We start from the raw sequence: 23,185 nt of genomic DNA on the forward strand, positions 1-23,185 counted from the left end.
TGCTGTCATACAACTGGCCCTGCATGCATGGAGTGGCACTGTTACCATCAAATAAATCGAGGTTTTGATTTGGACAACCAAGGTGAGATTGATCCAGGTTCGTTGGAGCCCTTCAGCCAAAACAAGTACAGGGATTTGGAAACCCTATCCAGCACCGTTGGTCGGGATTTTCTCAGATCATTTGTTGAAATTTTGCAAGATGCTATTGAAGCTGACATGGTTGCAATCAGCGAGCTACGAGTGATGGAAGAGGACAGAATTCATGTACTAGCGGGTGGTCTTGATGGTGGTTCTTTGGAAGACTTCGAATATGAAGCTTGCGTTACTCCCTGCTTTGAAGTCATCAACTGCGCACATGATGTCATCATCCACCAGGGCGTTCGCACCGCCTACCCGAAAGATGATTTCTTCATCAAGTATGGCATCGAAAGTTACTTAGGGATTCCCCTATTAAGCAGTGAAAGTGAAGTTGTCGGCCTTGTTCAATTGGCTTGGAGGCATAAGATATCGAGTGAAGAAACCAGCCAGATCTCCGACACCATCAAAGACTTCTCTGCGCGATTGGCAAGTGAGCTTGAAAACCTGCAAACCATGCGAATTCTGTCCGCATTAGCTAGGGGCAGCGATGAACTCGAAACATCAGCGGTCTTTCGCCTTATCGCCCAACAAATGCAAATTGCTCTTAATGCCCGCACAGTGTTCCTAGCAGAGTGTGCCGAGGCCAATGAGCAGGATTTTTGCATCCTAGCTTATTGTAATGGGGGCAATCTTATTCCCGACCTAGAGGGTAAGACTGTCCCTTACGAAGGGAGCCCTTGCGCAAATCTGAAAACGGCCCAAGAGTTCAAAGTCTCGTCTGGGCTAGCGGATGCGTTCCCCACTCAGCTCCAATTTAGGACCGAAGGGTTGGATTCATACCTTGGGGTCAGAATTAGCGATCATACTGGCGGCGCTATTGGACACTTTGCCATCCTACATGATCATCCGATCTCCAAGAGAAAACTTGAGACCGAACTTCTTAGGATTTTTTCAGACCGATTTGGATCGGAGTTACGCAGGCGCAAAGCATCTCTGTGACTACCGACTAAACTAAAGAACTGCGTTACTCTGGAAGCAAAGCCGCTTGTACCGCGGCGTCCCAGCCGAGATAATAGGTATCGCCGTCGCAGATCACCGGACGCACCATCAGTTTGGGCTTGGCAGCGAGCTGGTCTTCCGCTTCCGAATGCTTCAACCAATCGCTGAGCCCGCGCCAATCATTTGACTTTCGATCAACCAGACGATCACCAAATTCAGCGATCAATTCAGAAAGCTCTTCCTCGTTCAAAGGCTCTGCTCTGACATCGCGAAAACTGATATTCTTGCCCGCGGCCTCTAACGCCTTGAAGGCTTTCTTGCTTGTAGCACAAGTGTTCAGTCCATAGATCATCATGGCGCAGTCTCCTTTGGCGCTGGTGGTGTAACTTCACGCACTAAACCCCGCTGCGCAAGAAGTCTGTGGGGCAACCCTGTGATATGCCGATGCATTAGTCAGAAAATATGTCCTTTCGAACACTGACATTGACCAGTTTTTGCGGGGCTGACTCGACGGATCCGTCGATCCTGTACGACCGTATTGACGTAGTGTCGCGCAACGCCATGAGAGAAGGTACTCTGTTGCATGTGATGGTCTATCGGATTGGCAACGAATTTCGAGTGCATATCGCCCCTATTGGCTGAGAACCCCTCACATTCTCCCCGAGAGCAAGTGCAACGCGCGATCTGAGCTCAATGGATCCTGTCGCTTGGTACGTCAGTTTGGCGGCGGTATAGTACAGATGACCGATAGAACGCCGATTGGCCGATTGTTATTCTGGGTGTGGCGATTCTGGACGAGACGAAAGCACCGCCAGAAAAACAAAATTGCGGCAACAGCCCTGAAGATCGGAGCATCAGCGTGAAACACCTTAAGACACTCTCCTTGGCAGCAGCCCTAGCATCCTCAGCCACCTTGGCCTTTGGCTTTGAAGTGACAGGGCACCCAGCCATAAGTGATGGAACAAATTCGATTTCGCTGAATCCAAGCGGCGGGGAATTCCGCATCAAGATCTGCAGCACAACCTACTACTTAGCTGACAGCAACAGTTGGAAGATGTTTAACAACATGAAAGCGCGTATGGATTCGAACGGCGGGTATGTTTACGCGAACACCGACGCGCCCGGTAACAAACGCTGGTATTATTGTGCTTGGGGTCGCTATGAACACCTGCACGGCACGCTTTTTTGATCGCTCCGCCTTAACAAAGATTGGCCACGAGGAGGAGTGTTCGCATCGATCTGATCATTCCTCCCTCGCGGCTCGTTTTGTAAGTCCATATCAGTAATAGGATCAGCTGGGACTAAATTTTTATGCCACCGGAGACCTGTACATCACATGAAGGGGGCAAAACCTTCACAGCCCAGGCGGAGGTCAGCCATCACCGCTTCAGCCGTTCGTTTCGATGTCTTTGCGGTGAGCCGCCTTTCAAACAGACGTTTACCCTGATCCTCCCGTCGCCCTTTGAATTGGTATTAGCACTACAAGGACAGCTGAATGAACGGGGCCATGAAAGTTCATTTCATGGCTTTCTTTCAGGCGCTTGCTACCCATTCAGGAACCACTTTTTGTTGAGAGAATTCAGTTTCCTGCCCGTGCCAACGAATTCCAGCGCATCGCCTTCGGTTCAGAGAGGACCCTCGAAATGAAACCAATCCGCACTCTATGCACAGCAGCCCTTCTGTGGCCTATTGCCGGATCGGCGGCTCAACTGGATCGTCTCGAATATGACGATGGAGTGTATTTCAGGGCAAACGCAGCCGGGTATGAGTTTACGATAGGCTGTTCCCTAAAGGATCCTGTGGAGTTTCGTCTCGAAGTTCTAGCAGTGCCCGATACCGCCAAAACCCCAGGAGCATTAACCGTGCTTCGCTTTTTGAATTTTGGTGGTGAACCACAGGACTTTGCTGTTGCGACGACTTATAGCACCTATCAAGGCAAGGACGTTTTGATCGGAGCAATACCTCTGGACGAGGACTTGTCGCTTGCACTTGAAAACGCAATCGGCCTGCGCGCCTCCACGCAATCAGGTGAGGTGATATTCGGCGATTCAATGGACGGTTTTGATGACGTACTTTTTTTATGGAAGAGTATTGTCACTAAGCACAGTTGAATCATCAACAAAAACAATGCCCGCTAGAGCGGGTGTGAGGACGCAGCAAGATGGTCAAAACAAGAATATGTGGATCATGCAAAAAACCGACACTGCTTCCGGTGTCGCGTAAAAGGGATCCCTATAACACTGTAGTCGGGTATCTCTGTCAGAATTGCGGCAGGAAGATCAACATAGTCCCGGCGTTTTCAGTTGGAAATGGTTTGGCGATAGCATGGGCCGTGCTGGGGTTTTGGTATTTCGTTTTCTTTCACAACTCAGTCTACAACAGCACTCTATCCATTTCTCTCTATGCCGGTGCCGTTGTGACCGTAGTTCTGGTCTGGGGGCCGGAGTGCCTTAGACATTGGATGAACCCAGTAGCCAAGGGAGGAGATGCTGTCGAGGTCAAGCTTGAAAAGGAAGGGAGAGGCAGCGTCACCTCAGTGTTGATTTGGTGTGAGCGCTTCGGTTTTCTTGGTGGCCTTATTGCACCTGTGGTGTTTGCATCTGTTTTCCTAAGTGTCGCTGCAATTCTCGGGTTCATCAACTACACCTATTTCCAGTAAGTTCAGTAGTGACTGCAAGAACTCGGATCAGTTTTTGGACTGGATCGATATGTCAGAAGAACTAATCGCTATGGCAAAATTCAGGAAATAGACTCACTGGAGGGCGCTCTATGCCTTTGAGCTGCGCCTCCAAGAGCACGTCAAAACTTGAGGGAGCTGGATTGTTAGCGAACTTTGCTCCCAATTGCTGAGATGACAGTTTCTCGGCTTCCTTGCGGACTGCATCGGTGAAGTCCTGATACTTTCCTTGCTCAAGCTCTAAATCAACGGGCCCAATGCGTTTGTCACGAGGGGTTGCAAGACCATGCTCAATTGCTGCCTTCTGAGCGATCTCCCATCTGATTTGTTCGGTGGAAACCTTTGAGCGTCTACCAGCCATTGCTTCATACTTGGCGTGAGCAATCTTCCAAGCTTCATAGATTTCGGCGGGATCTTTTGTACCAAGAGACCACTCCACAGCATTTTTCCCAAAAACGCCTCGGAGATCTTCAGGGACACGCCTACGATATTTGGCATTTGCTGTTGCTGTAGCGGGTTTGAGATGCGGTAGATCCAAGGCAATCCTCATGTGCGCCACCACAGAATGTGTAGCGTTTGTGTAGTGGTATAGCCACTAACACCATGAAAGTACTGCGATTTCAATGATAAATGGTGCCCCCACACGGCCACCAACCACACGCCTAGTCATTGTTTTCAAATGGTTATTATCAGCAGCTTTCAAAAATGTGTAGGCGAATGTGTAGTTGGCTTATTGAAGTAGAAACAGAACTACAACGCGGGTTAAACTGCATTGTTCCGTATGGCATCAAACAGATCGACTGCTTTGAGCTCATCAATGGATGCAGCCCACATAGTTTTCTCCAAAACGCTCCATTGCAGCGGATGCAACCCGCTCACTGACACTGTCATCGATGAGCAGCCCCCAAGGGTAGACATCGACAGTTGCGAATTCAAAATCATCCTTGGGGTTTGGTTTGTTTTGACTGAGAAAGGCATAACGTATTTCTGCCCACATCTCGAAACCCAGCTCTACCTCGAGGCCATCATACAGACTGTCACCAGGAGTACGGAGCACGACTTTCTTTGAGATGTGCCCAAGAGTCTCCAACAGCATCGTACTGCACGTATGGGCAACAGTGTCGGCCAATTGAATCCCCAAGATGCTTCGGGAATCCTGTTCAAAATGAAACTCGCAGTTACCTAATGAATCGTCCTCTTTGGCCAACGCTTCTGCCCCATTCGTCGAAGGAAACAAACCTTCATCAAAAAAGACCTGATGTTCCTTTCCCTCTAGCCATGGGTGAGTGAGGGAACTCTTTAGAAGTTTCAATGCAGCAGGCCCCAACCGTTTGTCACCTTGGACGACACACACAGAAATTTTGCAGTTCCTATGAATGTAGGTTTTCAGCCTTCTGCGGAGCATCTGAAGATCAGTATTATTTTTCATCTTCGCAGATGACTTGAACTCGAACATAGTCGGGTCGAAGCCATACTTCCGAAAAATCTCTTCCACTTCTTCAGTCGGGTCAGACTCGCAAATAACAAAGGCTGCCAGAGAAAACCCATAGCGATGGTGCTTACTGTCGTCTAAATACAAAAATGCCATACCAAGTATGTAGCGTCTCCTTCCGGTGACGTGAAGCGACCATTTTGGCTCAACCCAAGGGTCTGTGAGAAGCGATCTTGGCCACCTTCTACTGCATGCAGGCTAGACCTTTCCTTGCCCTCTACCAGTCTCTGGCAAGCTCTAGCGCTGGGTCACCCTCCCCATTTGGGTACCCCTATCTTATGGGTAGCTTGCAAGCTTTGCCTAAGGGTCCACAGTAAGGCCCTTAGGCCGAACATCATTGATCATCATCTAGAAATCTTCAACACCTTCAAAACTCAGGCCGCCTTCCTCGACTTCTTCGGCATCGGCTTCCTCCAGTATTGCCCGGCCAGTGACATTCAACGCAGTCCAGAAAGGCTCGCTTTCAAGCAACCTGCTGAGCAACGCAGGGGACATAATCTCCAGCGCTCTAGCAAGAACATCTGGCGACTTGAGAATGCTTGTGACCTTTAACTCCGCGAGTTCCTTCGCAAGACTCTGAGCCATCAGCTCTAGGGCATCAGGCCCATGATCTCGCTGGGACTTCCCCTTCCAGAAAGTACGGCACTGCTCCCATCCGGCGTCGATCATAGAGCTGGGTGTCATACCCCAAGTGGCCAAAAACTCCTTTGCCTGCCGCATATTGCTTATGGTGGACTTTCCAACACCTGAACATTCGCTCTGCTGCTTGATTGATCCCTCCCCCAAGCAGACCATTCGCCAAGCATTGTTGAGCATCTCAGCCTTGCTGATCTTGACCTTTTCTCGGTTGTTTAACCGACCGGCCATCCCAATGGCGTCCCCAAGGGAAATATCAGGGTGAGCCACCACAGGAACCGCCAAGGTCTTCCCTGATTGCTCTTGCTTTAAGGAATACGCAGCATGGCGGTGGTGACCGTCGATCACAATCCAACGCTTGCCTGACCACCAAACGTGCACGGTCTCGTCAAGATTTGACCCGTCAAGGCCTCCCGCGATCTCTTTTACTCGCTCAACGTCGAGCCCGTCAGATCTCACTTGGAAAGCGAGGGGTTCAACATGGATAGCACTCAGAGGTAGCTTTCGGGGGCTCTTTCCAGATTGGAGAGGACTTGCCTCCCTTTCAGCCCTCAGGCGCTCTATGGCGGCACTGGGTGCTTCTGCAGGGCAACTCATCACCCGCGCCCCTTCGGAGCATGATACGCCCTCTTAGCGGCCTTCTCAGCGGCTTCCTTCGCCAGCGCATCAACACGTATTTTGTCCGGGTCATTGGAGTTGGCTGAGATCTTGTAGAACGTTACATGGCGCTCTGCGGCGAGGGAGTGAATTCTCTTCCATAGTTCACAATTTGCTACCTTCTTCCCATTCGATTTACGCCATCCCCGTTGCAGCCAACCTTCGAGGTATAGCTCAAATCCATCCTTGATGTACTCGCTCTCAAGAACGATCAAAACAGATTCACCCTCAGGGGTCATTTCTAGAGCGTCAATGACCGCCGTCATATCTGCAATATGGTTCGTGGTGCTTAGGCTTTTCCTGCTATGTTCAATCGGCTTGCCATTAGGTACGTAGAGCCAAACAGCAGCTCCACCGGGTCCAGGATTGCCCTTGCAGCTTCCATCGGTGAAAGCCACGTATCGTCCTTCGGCCAAGGCCGTTATTTTACATTTTTTCATCAGACTGTTCCTGTTGAGTTTAGAGTTTAGATGCTCTTCCATCTTTAGGTGCAACCTAACTCAGCAGAGGTGGAGCACAGAAAACGGTAGCTACTTCTATAGGTGCAACCTATTTGCCCCTCAAATTCACAACAGCTTGAAAACCTAAAAAAACAGATGCTAGCGGCCTAATTCGCCCTGATGATCCGATACACGCTTGCCCGGCCAATCCCAATGCGCTTGGCAACCTCTGTAGCTCCGGAACCCTCTTTGTGCAGAGCCAGCATTTCACTGCTCTCGGCCTTAGCAGTAGGTTGGCACCCCTGATGCCTCGTTGCTGCTCCTCTCAAACACTGTGGTCTGATCCTAAGTCAAAGTCCGGGCATAGCCGCTTTAGGGTGCGCTGGACTTGCGAGGCCTGCCATTTCCCTCCCCTTGCCGTAACAACACCCGACCTGTTCAAAGCAGCCGCAATACTCCGCAGAGATGCTCCTTGTCTCCGCAGGGGCAAGATGATTCCAGCGACCTTTTCTGCTCGTTCTTTGGCTCTGGCTTGAACTGCTGCATTCCGTTTTCCGGTTGCGTCTCTGAGCCTCCCCCAATGAAGTGGTCCGCCCCTATGTTTAGAAAAGCGGAGGACCATAGATGGCTATTAAGAGACCGAAGCCCGAAGAGATTGTCGTGAAGTTACGGCAGGTTGAAGTGTTGATGGGGCAAGGGATGCCCCGGATTGATGCAATCCGTCAGATCGGCGTGACGGAGCAAACCTATTACCGCTGGAAGAAGAAGTACAGCGGAATGGGCACAGAGCAGCTTAAGGAACTGAAGCGGCTCCAGAAGGAAAACGAGCGCCTGCGCAGGGCGGTAACGGACCTGACGCTGGACAAATTGATCCTGTCCGAGGCCGCAAAGGGAAACTTCTGAGCCCCTCGCGCCGCCGTGCCTGCATCGACCTCATTCGCAGCAAGATGAAGGTTTCCGAGCGTCGCGTTTGCCGTGTCCTGGGCCAACACCGGTCCACACAACGGCGATTGCCACAGGGGCGTGCCGACGAGGAACACCTGGTAGCTGATATGATCGAGCTGACGCGTCAGTACGGGCGATATGGCTATCGCCGGATTGCTGCCTTACTGCGAGACGCTGGCTGGCAGGTGAATGACAAACGTGTCGAACGTTTGTGGAAACGCGAGGGGCTCAAAGTGCCTGTGAAACAGCAAAAGAAAGGACGGCTCTGGCTCAACGACGGTTCGTGTGTCCGGCTTCGTCCCGAATATCGTAATCACGTCTGGTCGTACGATTTCGTGCATCACCGAACAGATGATGGCAGGGCTTTCAGGACATTGAACATTCTGGACGAACACAGCCGGGAATGTCTTGCGATCCGGGTGAAGCGGAAGCTGAACGCGAACGAAGTCATTGATGCTCTGACGGATCTGTTCATTCTGCGAGGCGTGCCCTCTTACATCCGATCAGATAATGGCCCTGAGTTCATTGCTGAGGCCGTCAGAGGCTGGATCAAGGCTGTCGGGGCCAAGGCCGCATACATCGAGCCTGGATCGCCATGGGAGAACGGATACTGCGAAAGCTTCAATGGGCGAATGAGGGATGAATTGCTGAACGGTGAAATCTTCTATTCGTTACGAGAGGCCCAGATCATTATCGAAAGCTGGAGAAAACACTACAACACCAAACGACCCCACAGTGCTCTGGGCTACCGCCCACCTGCGCCAGAGACCATCGTCCCGATGGACCAAAGGCCAACCATGCACTAACTTTCAATTTGGACCACTCAAGTGGGGCTGCTCAACTCAAGTGGGGTGGCTCAATCTCATTGATTTGGGCGCTATCGAATCTGTTTCGGGGAGTGAAGTTTATAAAGTGGGAACCGGTTTCACGAAACTGTGCCCAAACCTCAAACCTGCCATTGTCAATTGGACTAAGCAGCATTGGCCTTCAGCGCCCACCTATGTTCGGTGTGACGCAAACGCCTACTTCACGACTCTGCCGCCTCAAATGCTGATGGAGGCGACAATGGTGCCTGCAAACCCCCGATGGCTAAGCGATTTCAGCTTGCGCAAAAACATGAAAGATTGTGCTGTCTATCAGCTTCTGAAACGTGCACCGAAGGAAGGGGTGAGAGAATATTGGGAGTATAATGTTAAGCACCTTCGTCGCTTGGAAGTTCATGTTCAAAGACGTGATGAAAACTATCTTTCGATGCTCATCGAGGAGTTACCCAGAGAAGACGATCCAAACGGGTTAATGATCGGACGCTGTATTCACCTCGATACGCGTGATCCAGTAGGCACCCCGTTGAGCGAAGTTACCATGCAGCATCTCGATTTGGCAATTAATGTGTACGAAGGAGATGATCGGAGAAAGCGCTTCGAGCAAACGCTTAAGCAAGGAAAGGTTCAAGATGCGACGTACAGAACACACCTTCTCCGAATTGAGGGGACGCCGTTTGTTTCCCTGTTTGGGTTTTGCGAGATGTTTTTCGGGTCGAAGGTCCTCTTCAGCGAATGGATAACCGAGCTTTATTTACCACGAGCGGATATGAAGCTTTGAAAGCTGTCATAGGTTAGTATCTTCCCAAAGCTTCAAGTGTCGCAGGGCGCCTAGTATACTCAAAATGGTATTCTGGGAAAGCTTGGAGCGTAGCTCAACGGTGACAAAGAGTGTCGACCAATAGTCAGGCAAGCGGCTCTCAGCTTCGAGGTAGCTGAACCGTTCGCCACTGGTGAGAATAGAATTCCGCTCTATGAGCACCTGATCCGAAACCAATCAAAAATCTACATAATTGATTGGTTCCGGAATAACGTGATTTTGTCAACCTCAAAAATATACATCTATGATGAGGTTATCATTTTCTTACAGGTAGTTATCGTTCAAAAATCTACGATTTAGAAGTTTGTTACCCTCAAAACGGAATCTCGTCGTCGTCGATGTTGTGCGAGGGGCCGCTGTTGCCGCCACCAAAGCCGCCGCCCTGTTGCGAGCCACTGTCATAGCCCCCACCAGCACCACCGCCGTAGCCACTGTCTTGGCCGCCACCGAAGCCGCCTCCGCCACCAGCGCCGCCGCCTTCACCGCGACCATCGAGCATGGTCAGCGTGGAGCCAAAGCCCTGCAGAACAACTTCGGTGGAATAACGGTCATTGCCGCTTTGATCCTGCCATTTGCGTGTCTGCAGCTGGCCTTCGATATAGACTTTGGAGCCCTTGCGCAGATATTGCTCAGCAACACGGACCAGGCCCTCGCTGAAAATCGCAACCGAATGCCATTCGGTGCGTTCGCGGCGCTCGCCCGAGTTGCGATCTTTCCAGTTTTCCGAGGTCGCAATGCGCAGGTTGCAGACCTTGCCACCGTTTTGAAACGACCGAACTTCCGGGTCGCGTCCCAGGTTGCCGATGAGGATGACTTTGTTGACTGAGCCGGCCATAGGGGTCCGTCCTTATTCTTATCTTTGGTTATGTGAGCGCGGGTCAGGGCGGCTTTAGCCGAATCCCAGCCGCTGGGTTGCGGCTACAGTATAGACCTGCGCGCGGCGAGGAAAGCTCTCCTCTGGTCAGATTGTCTCGGCCTAGCTGTGGCCCTGCCTCTGCACTATGTCGGGTTTGTTAAGAGGGCTGCACAGGGAAACTGGCATAGATTTGCCGGTGGGTGGTTTTGTAATAGCCTGTGTGATCCTGTTTGCTTTCATTTGATGCAAATCTGGCTATAGTCTGGCCAGAATTCAGTCGGGGTACGGGGTGAGGGGCGTTATGCGGTCAGTGACAATTGGGAGTATTGGCGGCTGTCTTGGGCTCGGTCTCATCTGTGCAACATCCGTGCAGGCCGATATGTTCAGCACCAAGAGCAGGCGTGATCTGTTTTCAGCTCATACACGAATACTGGATACCCGGGCTGCGCAGCAATACGAAGACTCGGCACGCCTGCGTCCAGATACTCTTCCCAGTGTTTCCTCCGTCAGTCCGCGCTACACCGGGAAATACCGTGGCGAATATCTCACCATGGCACGCCAAGCAGCACGCAAACATGGGGTGCCCGAAGACCTGTTCCTGCGCCTGGTGCAGCAAGAGAGCAATTGGAACCCAAATGCAGAGTCTCACAAAGGCGCGCTGGGATTGGCGCAATTGATGCCTGCCACGGCACGGCGGCTTGGGGTGGATCCCACCATTCCAAAACAAAACCTGGAAGGCGGCGCGCGTTACTTGTCCAAACAGTTCCGCAAATTCGGATCCTGGCGTCTGGCACTAGCGGCCTATAATGCCGGGCCGCAGGCCGTTCGCAAATATGGCGGTGTGCCCCCCTATGAAGAAACCCAGAACTACGTGGCCAAAATCTGGGGCAGCTGAGTCTGCAAGGGCACAGCTTATGGTTTTTGCGGTCCCTGGACTGTGTTGATTGACCGTGCTGTTTCTCCGCTAAAACTATTAGAAGATTCTGCTGTGGGATGCGATGTGCGGGGTTTTGCTACATCTTGATTAAGGAAACAGTAAGTTTCCTTAATGCCTTGTTAACCACCCTACTTTGCCTTTAATCAGCCTTAATATTTTATGAAGTTGCCTGCGATTTCAGGAGGAATTCACGTGACCAGCAGAAGCTTTGACGACAGGCTCGAACGCATTCAATGGGTACCCGGAGCGGTCCCGTCACAAGAAGTGATTGATAGCGTCCTGGGGGGACAGCATGGCCTGGCAAAGGCCCGCAGTGTCGGAGCAACTCTGTTGGGTGCTATTTCGGGAATTTGCATTGGCTTTGGCCTCAAGGGGATGACACTTGTTGATTCCCCCTGGGGGCCGGATACTGGTATGGTGGGACTGATCGGGGGCGGGTTGTCTCTGTTTGGTCTCACATTTTCGGTTACCCTGGCGATCTATGCTGCGCTGCGCAGCCGTAGACATCCCTGGCTGATGCAATTTGCTCCGATGAACCTCCTGATGATCGTGGTCCTGCTGCTGAGTTGACCACTTTGACCTTGGATTGGGGCTAACGTTCTCATCTGCTGTGGGAGTGGGGGGATATTCTTGATTTTTTTAATCAGGAATTGCGCCAGATCAAGGTTCACATTATGGGTTTCCGGGATTTACAGGCACAGCCGTTTTTCCCGGAGCCCATGATGCAGTTACCTAACCCAACCCGATTGATGCTTTCCAGCCTGTGCGCTGTAGCGGTTTTTACCACTACGGGGCCGACGCAGGCTGGGCCCTTGTCGTTGGAACTCCTGGGTGAGGCACTGTTTCACGACGAAAATCTGTCGATGAACCGCAGCCAGTCCTGCGCCAACTGTCATACACCGGATCTGGGGTTCAGCGATCCACGGCGCTCCGCTGATGGTGCCTTTTCCCTGGGGGACGATGGCGTATCCCTGGGCAATCGCAATGCGCCTACCGCCTCTTATGCGGCCTTTATCCCGCCCTTTCACCAAAACTCAGATGGTATGTGGATTGGTGGGCTGTTCTGGGATGGCAGAGCAAACAGCCTGGAAGATCAAGCGGGTGGCCCGCCGGTAAACCCAATTGAGATGGGTATACCGGACAAGGCGACACTGGTTCAACGCCTGGGTGAGAACCCAGACTATACGGAGGCTTTTGCAAGGCTCTTCTCTCCGACCGTTCTGCAGGATGATGAGGCCGGTTTTATCGCAATGACACAGGCGATTGCCGCCTTTGAACGCGGCGAAGAATTTGCGCCCTTTAGCAGTAAGTATGATCTCTACCTGGCTGGAAAGGCAGAGTTTTCCAAGGAGGAGGAGCTCGGTCGCACGCTGTTCTTTTCAGAGCAGTTCACCAATTGCAATCAATGCCACCAGCTGCGCAGCAGTCCCATAGACGCGCAAGAGACCTTTAGCGATTACAGCTACCACAACATCGGGGTGCCGCGAAATCCTGCGACCATTGCCGAGGCGGGGATGCCGTCTGATTTTGTCGATGATGGCCTATTGGCCAATCCGCAGGTCACAGACCCAGCGCAGCGCGGCAAGTTCCGCACGCCGACCCTGCGCAATGTCGCGGTCACCGGCCCATACATGCACAATGGGGTGTTTCAGGATCTGCGCACCGTGGTGTTGTTCTACAATCGCTACAACAGCAAGGCCGAGGCCGCACAGATCAACCCGGAAACCGGGCAGCCCTGGGGCGCAGCTCCGGTGCCTGGCACCCTGTCAGTTCCGGAACTGACCCATGGGCCTGCGCTGGAAGCACGGCGGGTTGATGCTTTGGTGGCTTTCCTCAAGACCCTGACGGATGAACGCTACGAAGATCTTTTGGAGGAGGTGCAATAGGTAATCGATGGTCCGCTCGATCCACCAAGCGGACCATCGTGATGGCTTATTCTGCTGCGATTTTGATCACCGGCTGCATGCGCTGCAAGACCTCATCGCTGAGATGACATTTGATCTGGTGGCCTGCCTCCAAGGTGCGGGTCGGGGGGACCTCACTGTCACAAAGCCCGCCTGGAACCTCCCCCTTCCAACGACACCGGGTCTGGAAAGGGCAGCCAGAGGGCGGATTCATGGCCGAGGGAATATCGCCTTCCAGAACGATATGTTCCTTCTCGATTGAGGTATCGGCAATTGGCACCGCGCTCAGCAGCGCCTCGGTATAGGGATGGTAGGGCGGCGAGAAGACCTGATCGGTATCGCCCAGCTCAACCACATGGCCAAGATACATCACCATCACCCGATCGCTGAGATAGCGCACGATGGACAGATCATGGCTGATAAACAGCAGGGTGGTTTTTTCAGTGCGCTGAATCTCCATCAGCAGATCGGTGACCGCTGCCTGCACCGACACATCCAGAGCCGAGACAGGCTCATCCGCGACCACAATCCGCGCTCCCCCGGAGAAGGCCCGAGCAATGCCCACCCGCTGCTTTTGCCCACCAGAGAGCTGGCGCGGCATCCGGTCGGCAAAGGCACGTGGCAGTTTCACCAGATCCAGCAGTTCAAGCATCCGCTGCTTGCGGTCTTGGTCACTGTCACCGATGTCAAAGATCTCCAGCGCCCGAATGATCTGACGCCCCACCGTCATTGACGGGTTGAGCGTATCAAAGGGGTTCTGGAACACCATCTGCACATCCGAAACGGTTCTGGTATTGCGGTCCTCAATGGCGGTCTGTTCGATGTTCTGGCCATCCAGCAGGATTTCACCCTCGGTTGCGGTTTCCAGTCCCATCAGAACCTTGGCAAAGGTTGATTTGCCACAGCCGGACTCGCCGACAATGGCCAGGGTCTCGGACTCTCGGGCTTCAAAGCTCAGGGTCTCATTGGCCTTGACCACCTTCTTGGTGCCACCGCCAAACAGCGCATTGGCAGCCACCTCATAGTATTTTTTGAGGTTGTCGATCTTCAGGACCACATCGCCAGGTTCGGTCTTTTCTGTCTGCGCACCAACAGTGATGGGGGCGTTCCAATCGATTTCCTGATAACGTAGGCAGCGGGTTGCATGACGGTCATTGCCCGCCACATCCGCCATGTCGATCTGGCCCTGATCACAGCGCCCCGGTTCAAAATAGTCACAGCGCGGGCCAAAATTGCAACCCTCTGGCCGCTCATGTGGCAGGGGGAAGTTGCCGGGAATAGCCACCAATGGGTGGGCATTCTTATCGGCGCCGGGCAGTGGGATCGAGCGAAACAGCGCCTGCGTATAGGGATGTTGCATCTCATCAAACACATCCGCAATCGAGCCCCGCTCGACTGCCTCACCAGAATACATCACACAGAGCCGGTCACAGGTCTCCAGGATCAGGCCGAGGTTATGGCTGATGAACAGCATCGAGGTGCCGTATTTCTTGCCCAGATCCCTGACCAACTCCACCACCGCCGCCTCAACAGTCACGTCCAGCGCAGTTGTAGGTTCATCCAGGATCAACAGCGAGGGCTTGGACATCAAGGCCATGGCAATGACAATCCGTTGTTGCTGCCCCCCCGACAACTGGTGCGGATAAGAGTTCAGCATCCGTTCAGGGTCGGGCAGACGCACATCCGTCACCACTTCCAGCGCGCGATCATAGGCGAGTTTTTCACTGACGCCTTCATGGATCATCGGCACTTCCATCAGCTGGCGCCCGATTTTCATCGCCGGGTTGAGACTGGCCATCGGTTCTTGATAGATCATTGCAATCTCATTGCCGCGGATGTCCCGCAGCTCTTCGGCGCTCATTTCCGCCAGATCGCGGCCTTTGAACTTGATCGATCCACCTACAATGCGGCCGTTTTTTCCAAGGTCCTGCATTACCCCCAGCGCCACTGTGGATTTACCGCACCCGGATTCCCCCACCAGCCCCACGGCTTCGCCAGGTTGCACCGAGACGGAAAAATCCATCACAGCCGGAATTTCCCGCAGCCGGGTAAAAAACGAAATCGACAGCTTGTCGATCTCCAGCACCGGGCCATCATTCTCAGACAGTTTGTTCATCACTTTGTCTCCCTGTTGAGACCCAGAAAGATCGTGCTTTCATTTGGCCTCAAATATCCCGGGGGTCCGGGGGCTGGCCCCCGGTGCCACAGGTTTGGATTAGTCCTTCAGGCTCTCTTCACGGAGCCCATCTGCCAAAAGATTGAGTCCCAAGACCATGCTCAGCAGCGCAAAGGCAGGCGGCAGGGCAGGGTGCAAATAGATCGACAAAAGCTTGCGCCCTTCATTGATGGTCGATCCCCAATCCGGGCTTTCCGGGGGCAGGCCAAGGCCAAAAAAGCCCAAGGTTCCCAGCAGGATGGTGGTGTAGCCGATGCGCAGACAGAAATCGACGATCAGTGGTCCACGTGCATTGGGCAGCACTTCCCATAGCATGATGTACCAGGGGCGTTCGCCGCGAGTCTGGGCCGCTGCGACATAGTCCCGGGTTCTGATATCCAACGCGAGGCCGCGCACGATACGAAACACTGTGGGCGAGTTCACAAAAACCACCGACACAAAAACCACCAGGATACCGCCTGGAATGTCGATCCAGTCCAGGACAACAGGCAGGATATCCACCTTGGACCCGGGGTCATTTATCACCATCAGGTAAAGGATCAGCAGTGGCAGCAAAACTATGGCCAGCCAAAGGAAGTTCTTCTTAGGCTGGGTGCGGAAACGCGAATTGATCAGCACATAGAAAAAGATCAGCGGAAAGGCAAAAAGCACAATGGCCATATATTGCGGCAGGCCGGTCAGTACGATCTCGGGTGTCACCAGAAGGTAGAACAGCAGGATCACCGGAAAGGCCAGGATCAGGTTGGCCAGGAAGGACAAGAACGTGTCGAGCTTTCCGCCAAAATACCCGGCAGGCAGGCCAAGAGTAATGCCAACCATAAAGGCAAAGAGTGTAGCCAGCGGCGCAATCTTCACCACCTCCCAGGCGCCTTTGACCATACGGCTAAAGACATCGCGGGCCAGGTTGTCACCACCCAAGAGGTACCAGTGAAAATCGCCCTCTTCGGGAGAGCGTAACGGGGTCCCGGGTACTTTGTTTTTGAGGCCTGACAGCTGCGTCAGTGGGTCATGGGTAATGATCATGTCCATTGCGCCAAAGAAGCCGGTAAAGACCCAGAACATCACCAGAGCAAAGCCGATCATGCCAATCGGACTGTCAAACAACTTGCCATAAAGACCAAGGCGTCTTTTGAAGGTGATCGACAGGGTGAAAAGCAGCACCAGGGCGATCCAGACAGATATAAACTGCTGTGCTATTGCGCCGATGATGCCAGCACCTGTGCCCATGATGACACCGAGAACCAGATAGGCGGCAATCACGGCCGTGGTGGCTAAAAAGGCAGCCTTGACTGCCAATGCTGTCAGCTCACGCGGGCCGGAGCTGAGGCTGGCGCTGCCGCCGGCGACATTGATGGCGCGGTTTTCTGGCAGCACAGCACTGAGCACGATCCAGACCAAGACTGAGAGGCCAAGAAGCCCAAGCGCGATGAATAGAATAGGGTCGAGGAAGGCGATTTTGCCGGTCCAGCTGAGGGGATCCATATCTGTCTCCTTCCGTTATGAAATGCGAATGCGGGGGTTCAAGAAGACATAGCCGATGTCGGAAATCAGCTGCGTGATCAGAACCACAAGGACGGACACTACGGAAACGCCCAGCAGCAATTCGATGTCGTTGTTGCCCGCCGCCTGTACCAGCGTCCAGCCAAAGCCCTTGTAGTTGAACAGGGTCTCGACGATCACCACGCCATTTAGCAGCCAGGGAAATTGCAGCATGATCACGGTAAAGGGCGCGATCAGCGCATTGCGCAGGGCATGTTTCAGCACGATATTGGGAAAGCTCACCCCCTTTAGGCGCGCAGTGCGGATATATTGCGCCGTCATTACCTCGGTCATCGAGGCGCGGGTCATGCGGGCGATATAGCCCATGCCGTAGAGGGCAATGGTCACCACCGGCAGCAGGAAATTCTCCAGATTAGGGCTTTCCATCGCACTGGTTGCGGTGCCCTTGAACCATTTTAGCCCCACGGCGGAGGATGAGAAAATGGCGATGAACAAAACACCCGAGACATATTCCGGCGTCGCCGTTGTGGTAATGGCAACGGTCGACAGGGTTCGGTCGGTGGCTGAGCCTTCTTTCATCCCGGCCAGAACCCCCAGGATCAGCGCCGAAGGCACCATCACCAGCATCACCCAGAACATCAAAATCCCCGTCAGTGACAGGCGGGTTGCGATGATGGAGCTCACCTCATCCTTAAAGACGGAGGAGTACCCCCAGTAGCCCTGCAGGATACCACAAAACCGCGGCGCATCCTCAGGCTTCATGCCCGGGGTGATGCAGCGGCCCGTGACGGTTCCGTCCTCGGCCTGATGCTGGTAGGAGGGCGCAAGGCCAACCCATTCCAGATACTTCTTAGGCGTGGATTGCAGGTAACCGCCTTTTTCCAACCAGCTGGCAACGGCTTCGTCCGACATGCGGAAGTTGCCTTGGGTTTTGGCGAGTTTTTCTAGGTTCGGATAGAGATTTGTCATAAAGAACACGACAAATGTCAGACACAGAGCAGTCAGGATCATGATCCCGACGCGTCTGAGGATAAACAGTCCCATGGATGCCCCCGTTGGTGGCTATGCGCTTGGTTCTACACCTGTGCGATGCCCAGGTTGCCGCTGCGCTTTTATCGGGCGCGGATGCGCCCTGTCTTTGGCTGTGGGTTTTGGGTTCAGCAGAAAGCAGGGCCGCGCGATTGATTTCCGCGCGGCCCGGTCAGATCAGCTTAGGCTTTTAGGGCCCATTTGTAGATCTGCGGCAGATCCGCGATATGTTTGTCGACACCGACCAGGTTATCCCGGTGGTGACGCATCGCGGTACGCCAGAAGGGTTGGATAGTGACGCCTTCCTCAATCATGATGGCCTGCAGCTTGCCCATCACTTCGCGGCGCTTGTCCGCATCGGCAATCGAGTTGGCCTCAGCCAGCAGCGAGTCGAACTCGGCATTGGCAAAACCACTTTCGTTCCAGGCCTCACCCGAGCGATAGGCCAGCGCCAGAACCTGAGTGCCCAGCGGGCGGTGGTTCCAGTTGGTCGAGGAGAACGGGTATTTCGCCCAATCATTCCAGAAGGTGGAACCCGGCAGGATTGTCCGCTTGACGTTGATGCCTGCATCCCGCAGCTGCGCCGCCACCGCATCGGTGGTGTTGCGACGCCAATCGTCGTCGATTGACAACAGTTCATGCTCGTAGTCGCCCATGCCTGCTTCGTCCATCAGGGCCTTTGCCTTGGCGGGGTCAAAGGGGAGACGGGTGACGCTGGGGTCATATTCCGGGTGCATCGGGCCAACATGACTGTTGTCTGCGTGAATGCCGTAGCCGGACATGCCCAGTTCCAGACAGATATTGTTGTCCACGGCCATAGCCAGCGCCTGACGGACGCGTTTGTCGGCATAGGGCTTTTTGCCGTCAACTTCGGCCAGCTGGTTCGGGCGGATCACAATGGTAAAGCCAGACGGAATTTCAGACTGGGTCAGACCGATGCCAGCGAAGATGTCCACATACTCACCAACCGACTCCCAGTTCATGTCGATCTCTTCGGCCTCAAAGGCGGCCAGGAAGGCGGCCGGGTCGGTGCCGTAGTCGATGAACTCGATGCGGTCCAGATGGCCACCCATGCCTGCGGCATAGCCCCACCATTCATGGCCTTCGTTGCGTACCAAGACGCCCTTGACGCCGACTTCCATGCTTTCGGGCAGCATGTAACCGGTGCCGATTGGGTTATCGAGCATGGTTGCCGCATCATGGCTGGCATGGGTGATTGCTGCCGGATAGTCGGCCATTCCGGGAATGATGGTGATGTCAGGGGTCTGGGGCTTCAGCATGACAGTGTGGCTGTCGACAACGGTGATCGCGCCCTCGGCGGCCATGCCGGTTTCTTCGTCAATGAGAGACGCCATGCGGCCGGCCATCGAGTTGCCTTCGACGCTCTTGTCACACCAGCCGGTGATGTTGCGGGCTACGTCCTCCGCGGTGAAATCATCACCGTTGTTCCATTTGACACCCTTGCGCACATTCAGCGTGTATTCGGTGGCGTCGTCATTGGCGCTCCAGCTTTCCAGAAGCATCGGGCCAAAGGAGCCGTCGCTGTTGTATTCAACCAGATATTCCAGCCAGCCGGCGGTGAAGGTCGCGATCTGGGTCCAGTCATAGGTCCGTGGATCTTTGAGCGCGCGGACTTCCATCTGCATGCGCAGGGTCCCGCCCTTCTGTTCATGTCCAGCTGCCTGAGCAGGCGCGGACAGGCCGATCAGCCCATAAGCCGCAGCCGCAGTAACGCCCAGACCAGTGGCGCGGGCCAGGAATTCGCGGCGGTCAAGTTTGCCTTCGATCACTTCGCGGGCATGCATTTTTGCGGCCCAGTGTGTTGTCACATCTGTTGTGGAATCGTGGGTCATTCGGGTCTCCCTTTGGTGCACCGCTGGGGATGTGTTCCCCATCTGGGCATTGCCAGATTGTTTCCGGACCCGGGTCCGGAAATGGTGCGGTTGTGGCTTGATGCCTTTTGATACCCACATTCGGCCCTAGTTCCGGGAATAGGTCAATGCATAGAATCGGCTATCAGGGTGTTAAAAGCGACATTTTTGATGTCGGCTTTGAAATATTTCGGCCGACTTTCCAGATTACTGGGCACTAGTGCCCAGTTCCGCACGCCTTAAAGGTGAATCACCTCGCGAGTCGGTCAAAAGGTCGGGTCGGTAGGCAGGGCTTCCTGCGGCGGGAATTTATAAGCAAGGGTGAACCTGTCATCGCGACCTCTCTTGGGTAGGAAGCTTGGTACTTGAAAATTCCAAACACAAAAGAGACCAAGGAACTGGGGTCCTCGGGCGAGCTTACAGGCGCTTGCGGGAGGATTTTCGCAAGCTACTGGGCGTTTGGCCGGTGTGTTGGGTAATGAACCGGGTGAAATAGGCGGGGCTGCCAAAGCCAATTTGCTCTGCGATATCCCGCATGGACATATCGGAGAAGGCCAGCAAGCAACGCGCGGCATAAAGCTGGCGCTCCGTCAGCAAGGCTGCCGCTGTTTTGCCGGTTTCTGCTTTGCAGACACGGGTCAGATGGGTGGGAGTCACATTCAGGGCGGCAGCGTGGTCGGCCATTGTGGCGCGGGCGTCATAATACTCGCTGACGCGTTGGCAATAGGATTGCGACAGACGTCTGGCTGCGGATGGACGTTCTGGCGGTAGCGGGCCGGATGGAGGCAGGCGCCGCAATTGAATGCTGACCAGTTCGCTATAGGACTGCAGCGCCCGACGCCACAGCGCGGGGTGGCCAGACTGTTCCTGCATCATGGCTTCCAGGAGTGCGTTTAGCCGCGCCTGTTCTCGGGCATCAGAGATTTTTAGATGGAGGGGTTTGTCCGGGGTTGCCACCGGAGCGGAGACCGGAATTTTAAGCGCCTGGCCGATGCATTGGCGGCCAAATTCCACAGACCAAAGCGATCTTGCGGGAAAGAACAATGCGCTATGGGTGCTGAAACCGCGTTGATTGCCATCCATCAACATACGCCCCTGGCCGCGCGTCACCCAAATCAACAGATGTTCACCGCGATCATGCGGCAGTTCGGTTTGCCACGCGCCAAACGATACCAGTTGGGAAAGGGGAAGAACCTGGATTTCTTCGTTGGGGTTTGGATCAAAGGGCATGCAGTGGTGATAACTTCATTAACTGGTTCAATTTGAAACAAACAGGACATGAATTTTTGATTCGGGCAAGTTCTGCCGGAAATTGCCTTTACGTAGAGGGTTTTGGCCTGTGCCCTTCAGGTCCATGGTTCAGTTATTGAGCCACCCCTATGTGAATGAAAACGGAGGCAGCCGACGTGGCCTGAAAATTGAGATTTGATTGGGTTTGTCGCAGCTCATAAATCGTCGGAATTTACGACTTCCCAGTGTTTCATGCGGGAGCGAAACCAACTGCGCTGCCGTTTGGCATAGCGCCGCGTGGCAATCGCCGCTTGTTCGCGCGCGGCCTCCAGTGTCAGATCGCCACAGATATAGCCCATCAGCTCAGGCACGCCGATGGCTTTGCACGAGGGCAGGGTAGGATCATAGCGGTCGCGCATCGACTCGGCCTCCTCCAATGCGCCTTGTTCTATCATCAGATCAAAGCGTTGCCGGATGCGGGGCTCCAGCCATTCTTTGGGGCTATGCATGACCAGCGCGTTGCAGTCCTCAATTGGCAAAACGGGAGCGGGTGTGTCGTCCTGCCAATCTGCCAGTGATCGGCCAGTTGCCTGCAAAACCTCCCAGGCGCGCTGGACCCTGGCGCGGTTGTTTACATCTATGCGCTCGGCGGTTTGCGGGTCGAGTTGGTCTAGCAGCGTGTCGAGTGTAAGGGAATCACCAAGGGTGCGAATCTCGTTAGGCGTTGGTGGAATTTCTGCCAGCCCTTCCGTGAGGGTCGAGAAATACAGCCCGGTCCCGCCAACGATAATGGGCCTGTTAGGGCCGGTGAGCAGAGGTTTGACCTCTCGCAGCCAATGACCCGCGGAATATTGCGCATCATATGTGACATGACCATAGAGGTGATGTGGCAGGGCTTCTTCGTCTGCTTTGGAGGGGCGGGCAGTGACCACGCGCCAGCAGTCATAGATTTGACTGGCATCGGCATTGACGATCACACCGCCTTGTTTTTGTGCGATTTCCATCGCCAGCGAAGATTTCCCAGAGGCCGTGGGGCCGGCCAAAAGCACGGGTTTGTCCGGGTCAAGATCGGGCAGCAGCATGAGGGGTCCGTCCAGTGGTTTGCGAATTTGTGCCAGAAGCAGGCCAGAAACAGGCGGGAAAGCGATCTAGCCGCATTGAAACCCTCTGCATTTTGCTCCATTTTGCCGCGCAAACTAACCCCCTCATATGCCGGAGCGCAACATGCCCCTTGATCTCGAAACGCTGGATACCGTTCCAGACGCTACCTATAACCGTGTCATGCTGAAAATCTCCGGTGAGGCGCTGATGGGCGATCAGGGCTTTGGCCTGAACCCGCCCACGGTTCAGCGCATCGCCCGTGAAGTCAAAACCGTGCATGATATGGGCGTCGAAATCTGCATGGTGATTGGTGGCGGCAATATCTTCCGCGGACTTTCTGGGGCTGCCCAGGGGATGGAACGCACCACGGCCGATTACATGGGCATGTTGGCAACCGTCATGAACGCCCTGGCAATGCAAAGCGCGCTTGAAGATCTGGGCGTGTTCTGTCGGGTGATTTCTGCGATCCCAATGGATCAGGTCTGCGAACCCTATATTCGCCGCCGCGCGGTGCGTCACCTGGAGAAAAAACGGGTCTGCATTTTTGCAGCTGGCACCGGAAACCCCTATTTCACCACCGATACCGCCGCCACGCTGCGGGCCAATGAAATGGGCTGTGAGGCGATCTTTAAGGGCACCAAAGTCGACGGTGTTTATGACAAGGACCCGGTCAAATTTGACGATGCTAAACGCTATGAGACCGTCTCTTTTGACGATGTCCTGGCCAAACGTCTTGGCGTGATGGATGCTTCGGCAATTGCCCTGGCGCGGGACAATAACCTGCCTATCATCGTGTTCTCGCTGGACGAACCCGGCGGGTTCCGTGGAATTTTGGCTGGTGAAGGCACTTATACCAAAGTGCAGGGTTAATGCTCTTCAGGCGGGCTGTCTCCGATGTTGTTTTGGGAAACCTCTGCGCTGTCACACTGCTGATACCTTGCCCGCCTAAATCACCTACAGGCACCATTCGCAAAACGAGAAAACCGGAGCAATTGATCTGCTTCGGAGGTGCCAAG

The 23,185-nt window shown here is 54.1% G+C and carries 25 protein-coding genes; 11 read left to right on the forward strand and 14 right to left on the reverse strand.

What is annotated here, in order from left to right; translation table 11 throughout:
• Positions 1-69 precede the first annotated feature (69 nt).
• On the forward strand, positions 70-1,077 hold the full coding sequence (locus tag ED661_RS08690; RefSeq protein ID WP_162930089.1) for a GAF domain-containing protein: 1,008 nt from the start codon (positions 70-72) through the stop codon (positions 1,075-1,077).
• Between the two features lie 25 nt (positions 1,078-1,102).
• On the opposite strand, the gene ED661_RS08695 is transcribed toward ED661_RS08690, so the two are convergent.
• The gene (locus ED661_RS08695) at positions 1,103-1,432 is read right to left on the reverse strand and encodes an arsenate reductase family protein (protein ID WP_122073533.1); all 330 of its coding nucleotides are present in this window, start codon (positions 1,430-1,432) and stop codon (positions 1,103-1,105) included.
• 107 nt (positions 1,433-1,539) lie between these two features.
• Here ED661_RS08695 and ED661_RS21905 point away from each other — a divergent pair, with 107 nt between their 5' ends.
• From ED661_RS21905 to ED661_RS08710, 4 genes are all read left to right on the forward strand, one after another.
• Complete coding sequence (locus ED661_RS21905) at positions 1,540-1,719, forward strand: hypothetical protein (RefSeq protein WP_162930090.1); 180 nt, start codon at positions 1,540-1,542, stop codon at positions 1,717-1,719.
• A 139-nt stretch (positions 1,720-1,858) separates the two neighbouring features.
• A complete protein-coding gene (locus tag ED661_RS08700; protein WP_122073534.1) occupies positions 1,859-2,266 on the forward strand; it encodes a hypothetical protein in 408 nt (135 codons plus the stop codon).
• Between the two features lie 454 nt (positions 2,267-2,720).
• Positions 2,721-3,188, forward strand: coding sequence for a hypothetical protein (locus ED661_RS08705; protein ID WP_162930091.1), 468 nt, complete (start codon positions 2,721-2,723; stop codon positions 3,186-3,188).
• Between the two features lie 50 nt (positions 3,189-3,238).
• Positions 3,239-3,736, forward strand: coding sequence for a hypothetical protein (locus tag ED661_RS08710; RefSeq protein WP_162930092.1), 498 nt, complete (start codon positions 3,239-3,241; stop codon positions 3,734-3,736).
• Positions 3,737-3,797: 61 nt separating this feature from the next.
• On the opposite strand, the gene ED661_RS08715 is transcribed toward ED661_RS08710, so the two are convergent.
• The 6 genes from ED661_RS08715 to ED661_RS08740 form a co-directional block, all read right to left on the reverse strand.
• Positions 3,798-4,292, reverse strand: coding sequence for a DUF6538 domain-containing protein (locus ED661_RS08715; protein ID WP_162930093.1), 495 nt, complete (start codon positions 4,290-4,292; stop codon positions 3,798-3,800).
• 276 nt (positions 4,293-4,568) lie between these two features.
• Positions 4,569-5,342, reverse strand: a complete 774-nt coding sequence (locus ED661_RS08720; RefSeq protein ID WP_122073538.1) for a DUF3800 domain-containing protein — start codon at positions 5,340-5,342, stop codon at positions 4,569-4,571.
• A gap of 252 nt (positions 5,343-5,594) precedes the next feature.
• Entirely contained in the window at positions 5,595-6,479 is an 885-nt protein-coding gene (locus ED661_RS08725; RefSeq protein ID WP_122073539.1) for a hypothetical protein, read from the reverse strand.
• Positions 6,479-7,021, reverse strand: a complete 543-nt coding sequence (locus tag ED661_RS08730; RefSeq protein ID WP_122073540.1) for a ribonuclease H — start codon at positions 7,019-7,021, stop codon at positions 6,479-6,481. Before ED661_RS08730 ends, ED661_RS08725 begins: the two co-directional genes overlap by 1 nt.
• A gap of 125 nt (positions 7,022-7,146) precedes the next feature.
• Positions 7,147-7,245 (reverse strand): helix-turn-helix domain-containing protein, encoded by a 99-nt coding sequence (locus ED661_RS22195; protein WP_122073541.1) that lies wholly within the window; start codon positions 7,243-7,245, stop codon positions 7,147-7,149.
• Positions 7,246-7,304: 59 nt separating this feature from the next.
• Positions 7,305-7,601, reverse strand: coding sequence for a recombinase family protein (locus ED661_RS08740; protein WP_122073542.1), 297 nt, complete (start codon positions 7,599-7,601; stop codon positions 7,305-7,307).
• Between the two features lie 2 nt (positions 7,602-7,603).
• Here ED661_RS08740 and ED661_RS08745 point away from each other — a divergent pair.
• Positions 7,604-8,730, forward strand: a protein-coding gene (locus ED661_RS08745; protein WP_122072972.1) for an IS3 family transposase whose coding sequence is annotated in 2 segments (ribosomal slippage) — positions 7,604-7,868 and positions 7,868-8,730 — 1,128 coding nt in all. Because the reading frame shifts where the segments join, the coding sequence is not laid out codon by codon here.
• A gap of 259 nt (positions 8,731-8,989) precedes the next feature.
• Complete coding sequence (locus ED661_RS08750; RefSeq protein ID WP_162930094.1) at positions 8,990-9,526, forward strand: hypothetical protein; 537 nt, start codon at positions 8,990-8,992, stop codon at positions 9,524-9,526.
• A 352-nt stretch (positions 9,527-9,878) separates the two neighbouring features.
• On the opposite strand, the gene ssb is transcribed toward ED661_RS08750, so the two are convergent.
• Entirely contained in the window at positions 9,879-10,400 is a 522-nt protein-coding gene (ssb, locus tag ED661_RS08755; RefSeq protein WP_122073544.1) for a single-stranded DNA-binding protein, read from the reverse strand.
• A 322-nt stretch (positions 10,401-10,722) separates the two neighbouring features.
• On the opposite strand from ssb, the gene ED661_RS08760 reads away from it, so the two are divergent.
• From ED661_RS08760 to ED661_RS08770, 3 genes are all read left to right on the forward strand, one after another.
• Positions 10,723-11,316: a lytic transglycosylase domain-containing protein gene (locus ED661_RS08760; RefSeq protein ID WP_122073545.1), complete on the forward strand. Its 594-nt coding sequence runs from the start codon at positions 10,723-10,725 to the stop codon at positions 11,314-11,316.
• Positions 11,317-11,550: 234 nt separating this feature from the next.
• Positions 11,551-11,928 carry a hypothetical protein gene (locus ED661_RS08765; RefSeq protein ID WP_122073546.1) on the forward strand — a complete coding sequence of 126 codons (378 nt, stop codon included), beginning with the start codon at positions 11,551-11,553 and terminating at the stop codon, positions 11,926-11,928.
• A 149-nt stretch (positions 11,929-12,077) separates the two neighbouring features.
• Positions 12,078-13,244 carry a cytochrome-c peroxidase gene (locus ED661_RS08770; RefSeq protein ID WP_122074076.1) on the forward strand — a complete coding sequence of 389 codons (1,167 nt, stop codon included), beginning with the start codon at positions 12,078-12,080 and terminating at the stop codon, positions 13,242-13,244.
• A gap of 46 nt (positions 13,245-13,290) precedes the next feature.
• On the opposite strand, the gene ED661_RS08775 is transcribed toward ED661_RS08770, so the two are convergent.
• The 6 genes from ED661_RS08775 to miaA all read right to left on the reverse strand — a co-directional run bounded on the left by ED661_RS08775 (position 13,291) and on the right by miaA (position 22,150).
• On the reverse strand, positions 13,291-15,378 hold the full coding sequence (locus ED661_RS08775) for an ABC transporter ATP-binding protein (protein WP_122073547.1): 2,088 nt from the start codon (positions 15,376-15,378) through the stop codon (positions 13,291-13,293).
• Positions 15,379-15,477: 99 nt separating this feature from the next.
• Positions 15,478-16,920 carry an ABC transporter permease gene (locus tag ED661_RS08780; RefSeq protein ID WP_122073548.1) on the reverse strand — a complete coding sequence of 481 codons (1,443 nt, stop codon included), beginning with the start codon at positions 16,918-16,920 and terminating at the stop codon, positions 15,478-15,480.
• A gap of 15 nt (positions 16,921-16,935) precedes the next feature.
• Positions 16,936-17,982, reverse strand: a complete 1,047-nt coding sequence (locus ED661_RS08785) for an ABC transporter permease (protein WP_122073549.1) — start codon at positions 17,980-17,982, stop codon at positions 16,936-16,938.
• A gap of 167 nt (positions 17,983-18,149) precedes the next feature.
• A complete protein-coding gene (locus tag ED661_RS08790; protein WP_122073550.1) occupies positions 18,150-19,820 on the reverse strand; it encodes an ABC transporter substrate-binding protein in 1,671 nt (556 codons plus the stop codon).
• A gap of 435 nt (positions 19,821-20,255) precedes the next feature.
• Entirely contained in the window at positions 20,256-21,068 is an 813-nt protein-coding gene (locus ED661_RS08795; protein ID WP_122073551.1) for a helix-turn-helix domain-containing protein, read from the reverse strand.
• 215 nt (positions 21,069-21,283) lie between these two features.
• Positions 21,284-22,150: a tRNA (adenosine(37)-N6)-dimethylallyltransferase MiaA gene (gene miaA, locus ED661_RS08800; RefSeq protein ID WP_122073552.1), complete on the reverse strand. Its 867-nt coding sequence runs from the start codon at positions 22,148-22,150 to the stop codon at positions 21,284-21,286.
• 142 nt (positions 22,151-22,292) lie between these two features.
• Between miaA and pyrH the strand changes: the two genes are divergently transcribed.
• Positions 22,293-23,039, forward strand: coding sequence for a UMP kinase (gene pyrH, locus ED661_RS08805; protein ID WP_122074077.1), 747 nt, complete (start codon positions 22,293-22,295; stop codon positions 23,037-23,039).
• Positions 23,040-23,185 lie beyond the last annotated feature (146 nt).

The sequence above is a fragment of the Pseudophaeobacter sp. EL27 genome (assembly GCF_900313025.1).
GTDB lineage: Bacteria > Pseudomonadota > Alphaproteobacteria > Rhodobacterales > Rhodobacteraceae > Pseudophaeobacter.

Bases quoted from the DNA above. Each gene is read 5' to 3' on its own strand.
- ED661_RS08760 (WP_122073545.1), top strand. From the start codon at position 10,723: ATGCGGTCAGTGACAATTGGGAGTATTGGCGGCTGTCTTGGGCTCGGT.
- ED661_RS08780 (WP_122073548.1), bottom strand. From the start codon at position 16,920: ATGGATCCCCTCAGCTGGACCGGCAAAATCGCCTTCCTCGACCCTATT.
- ED661_RS08770 (WP_122074076.1), top strand. From the start codon at position 12,078: ATGATGCAGTTACCTAACCCAACCCGATTGATGCTTTCCAGCCTGTGC.
- ED661_RS08795 (WP_122073551.1), bottom strand. From the start codon at position 21,068: ATGCCCTTTGATCCAAACCCCAACGAAGAAATCCAGGTTCTTCCCCTT.
- ED661_RS21905 (WP_162930090.1), top strand. From the start codon at position 1,540: ATGTCCTTTCGAACACTGACATTGACCAGTTTTTGCGGGGCTGACTCG.
- ED661_RS08740 (WP_122073542.1), bottom strand. From the start codon at position 7,601: ATGGTCCTCCGCTTTTCTAAACATAGGGGCGGACCACTTCATTGGGGG.
- ED661_RS08705 (WP_162930091.1), top strand. From the start codon at position 2,721: ATGAAACCAATCCGCACTCTATGCACAGCAGCCCTTCTGTGGCCTATT.
- miaA (WP_122073552.1), bottom strand. From the start codon at position 22,150: ATGCTGCTGCCCGATCTTGACCCGGACAAACCCGTGCTTTTGGCCGGC.
- ED661_RS08710 (WP_162930092.1), top strand. From the start codon at position 3,239: ATGGTCAAAACAAGAATATGTGGATCATGCAAAAAACCGACACTGCTT.
- ED661_RS08750 (WP_162930094.1), top strand. From the start codon at position 8,990: ATGGTGCCTGCAAACCCCCGATGGCTAAGCGATTTCAGCTTGCGCAAA.
- ED661_RS08695 (WP_122073533.1), bottom strand. From the start codon at position 1,432: ATGATGATCTATGGACTGAACACTTGTGCTACAAGCAAGAAAGCCTTC.
- ED661_RS08785 (WP_122073549.1), bottom strand. From the start codon at position 17,982: ATGGGACTGTTTATCCTCAGACGCGTCGGGATCATGATCCTGACTGCT.
- ssb (WP_122073544.1), bottom strand. From the start codon at position 10,400: ATGGCCGGCTCAGTCAACAAAGTCATCCTCATCGGCAACCTGGGACGC.
- ED661_RS08730 (WP_122073540.1), bottom strand. From the start codon at position 7,021: ATGGAAGAGCATCTAAACTCTAAACTCAACAGGAACAGTCTGATGAAA.
- ED661_RS08720 (WP_122073538.1), bottom strand. From the start codon at position 5,342: ATGGCATTTTTGTATTTAGACGACAGTAAGCACCATCGCTATGGGTTT.
- ED661_RS08725 (WP_122073539.1), bottom strand. From the start codon at position 6,479: ATGAGTTGCCCTGCAGAAGCACCCAGTGCCGCCATAGAGCGCCTGAGG.
- pyrH (WP_122074077.1), top strand. From the start codon at position 22,293: ATGCCCCTTGATCTCGAAACGCTGGATACCGTTCCAGACGCTACCTAT.
- ED661_RS08775 (WP_122073547.1), bottom strand. From the start codon at position 15,378: ATGAACAAACTGTCTGAGAATGATGGCCCGGTGCTGGAGATCGACAAG.
- ED661_RS08790 (WP_122073550.1), bottom strand. From the start codon at position 19,820: ATGACCCACGATTCCACAACAGATGTGACAACACACTGGGCCGCAAAA.
- ED661_RS22195 (WP_122073541.1), bottom strand. From the start codon at position 7,245: ATGCTGGCTCTGCACAAAGAGGGTTCCGGAGCTACAGAGGTTGCCAAG.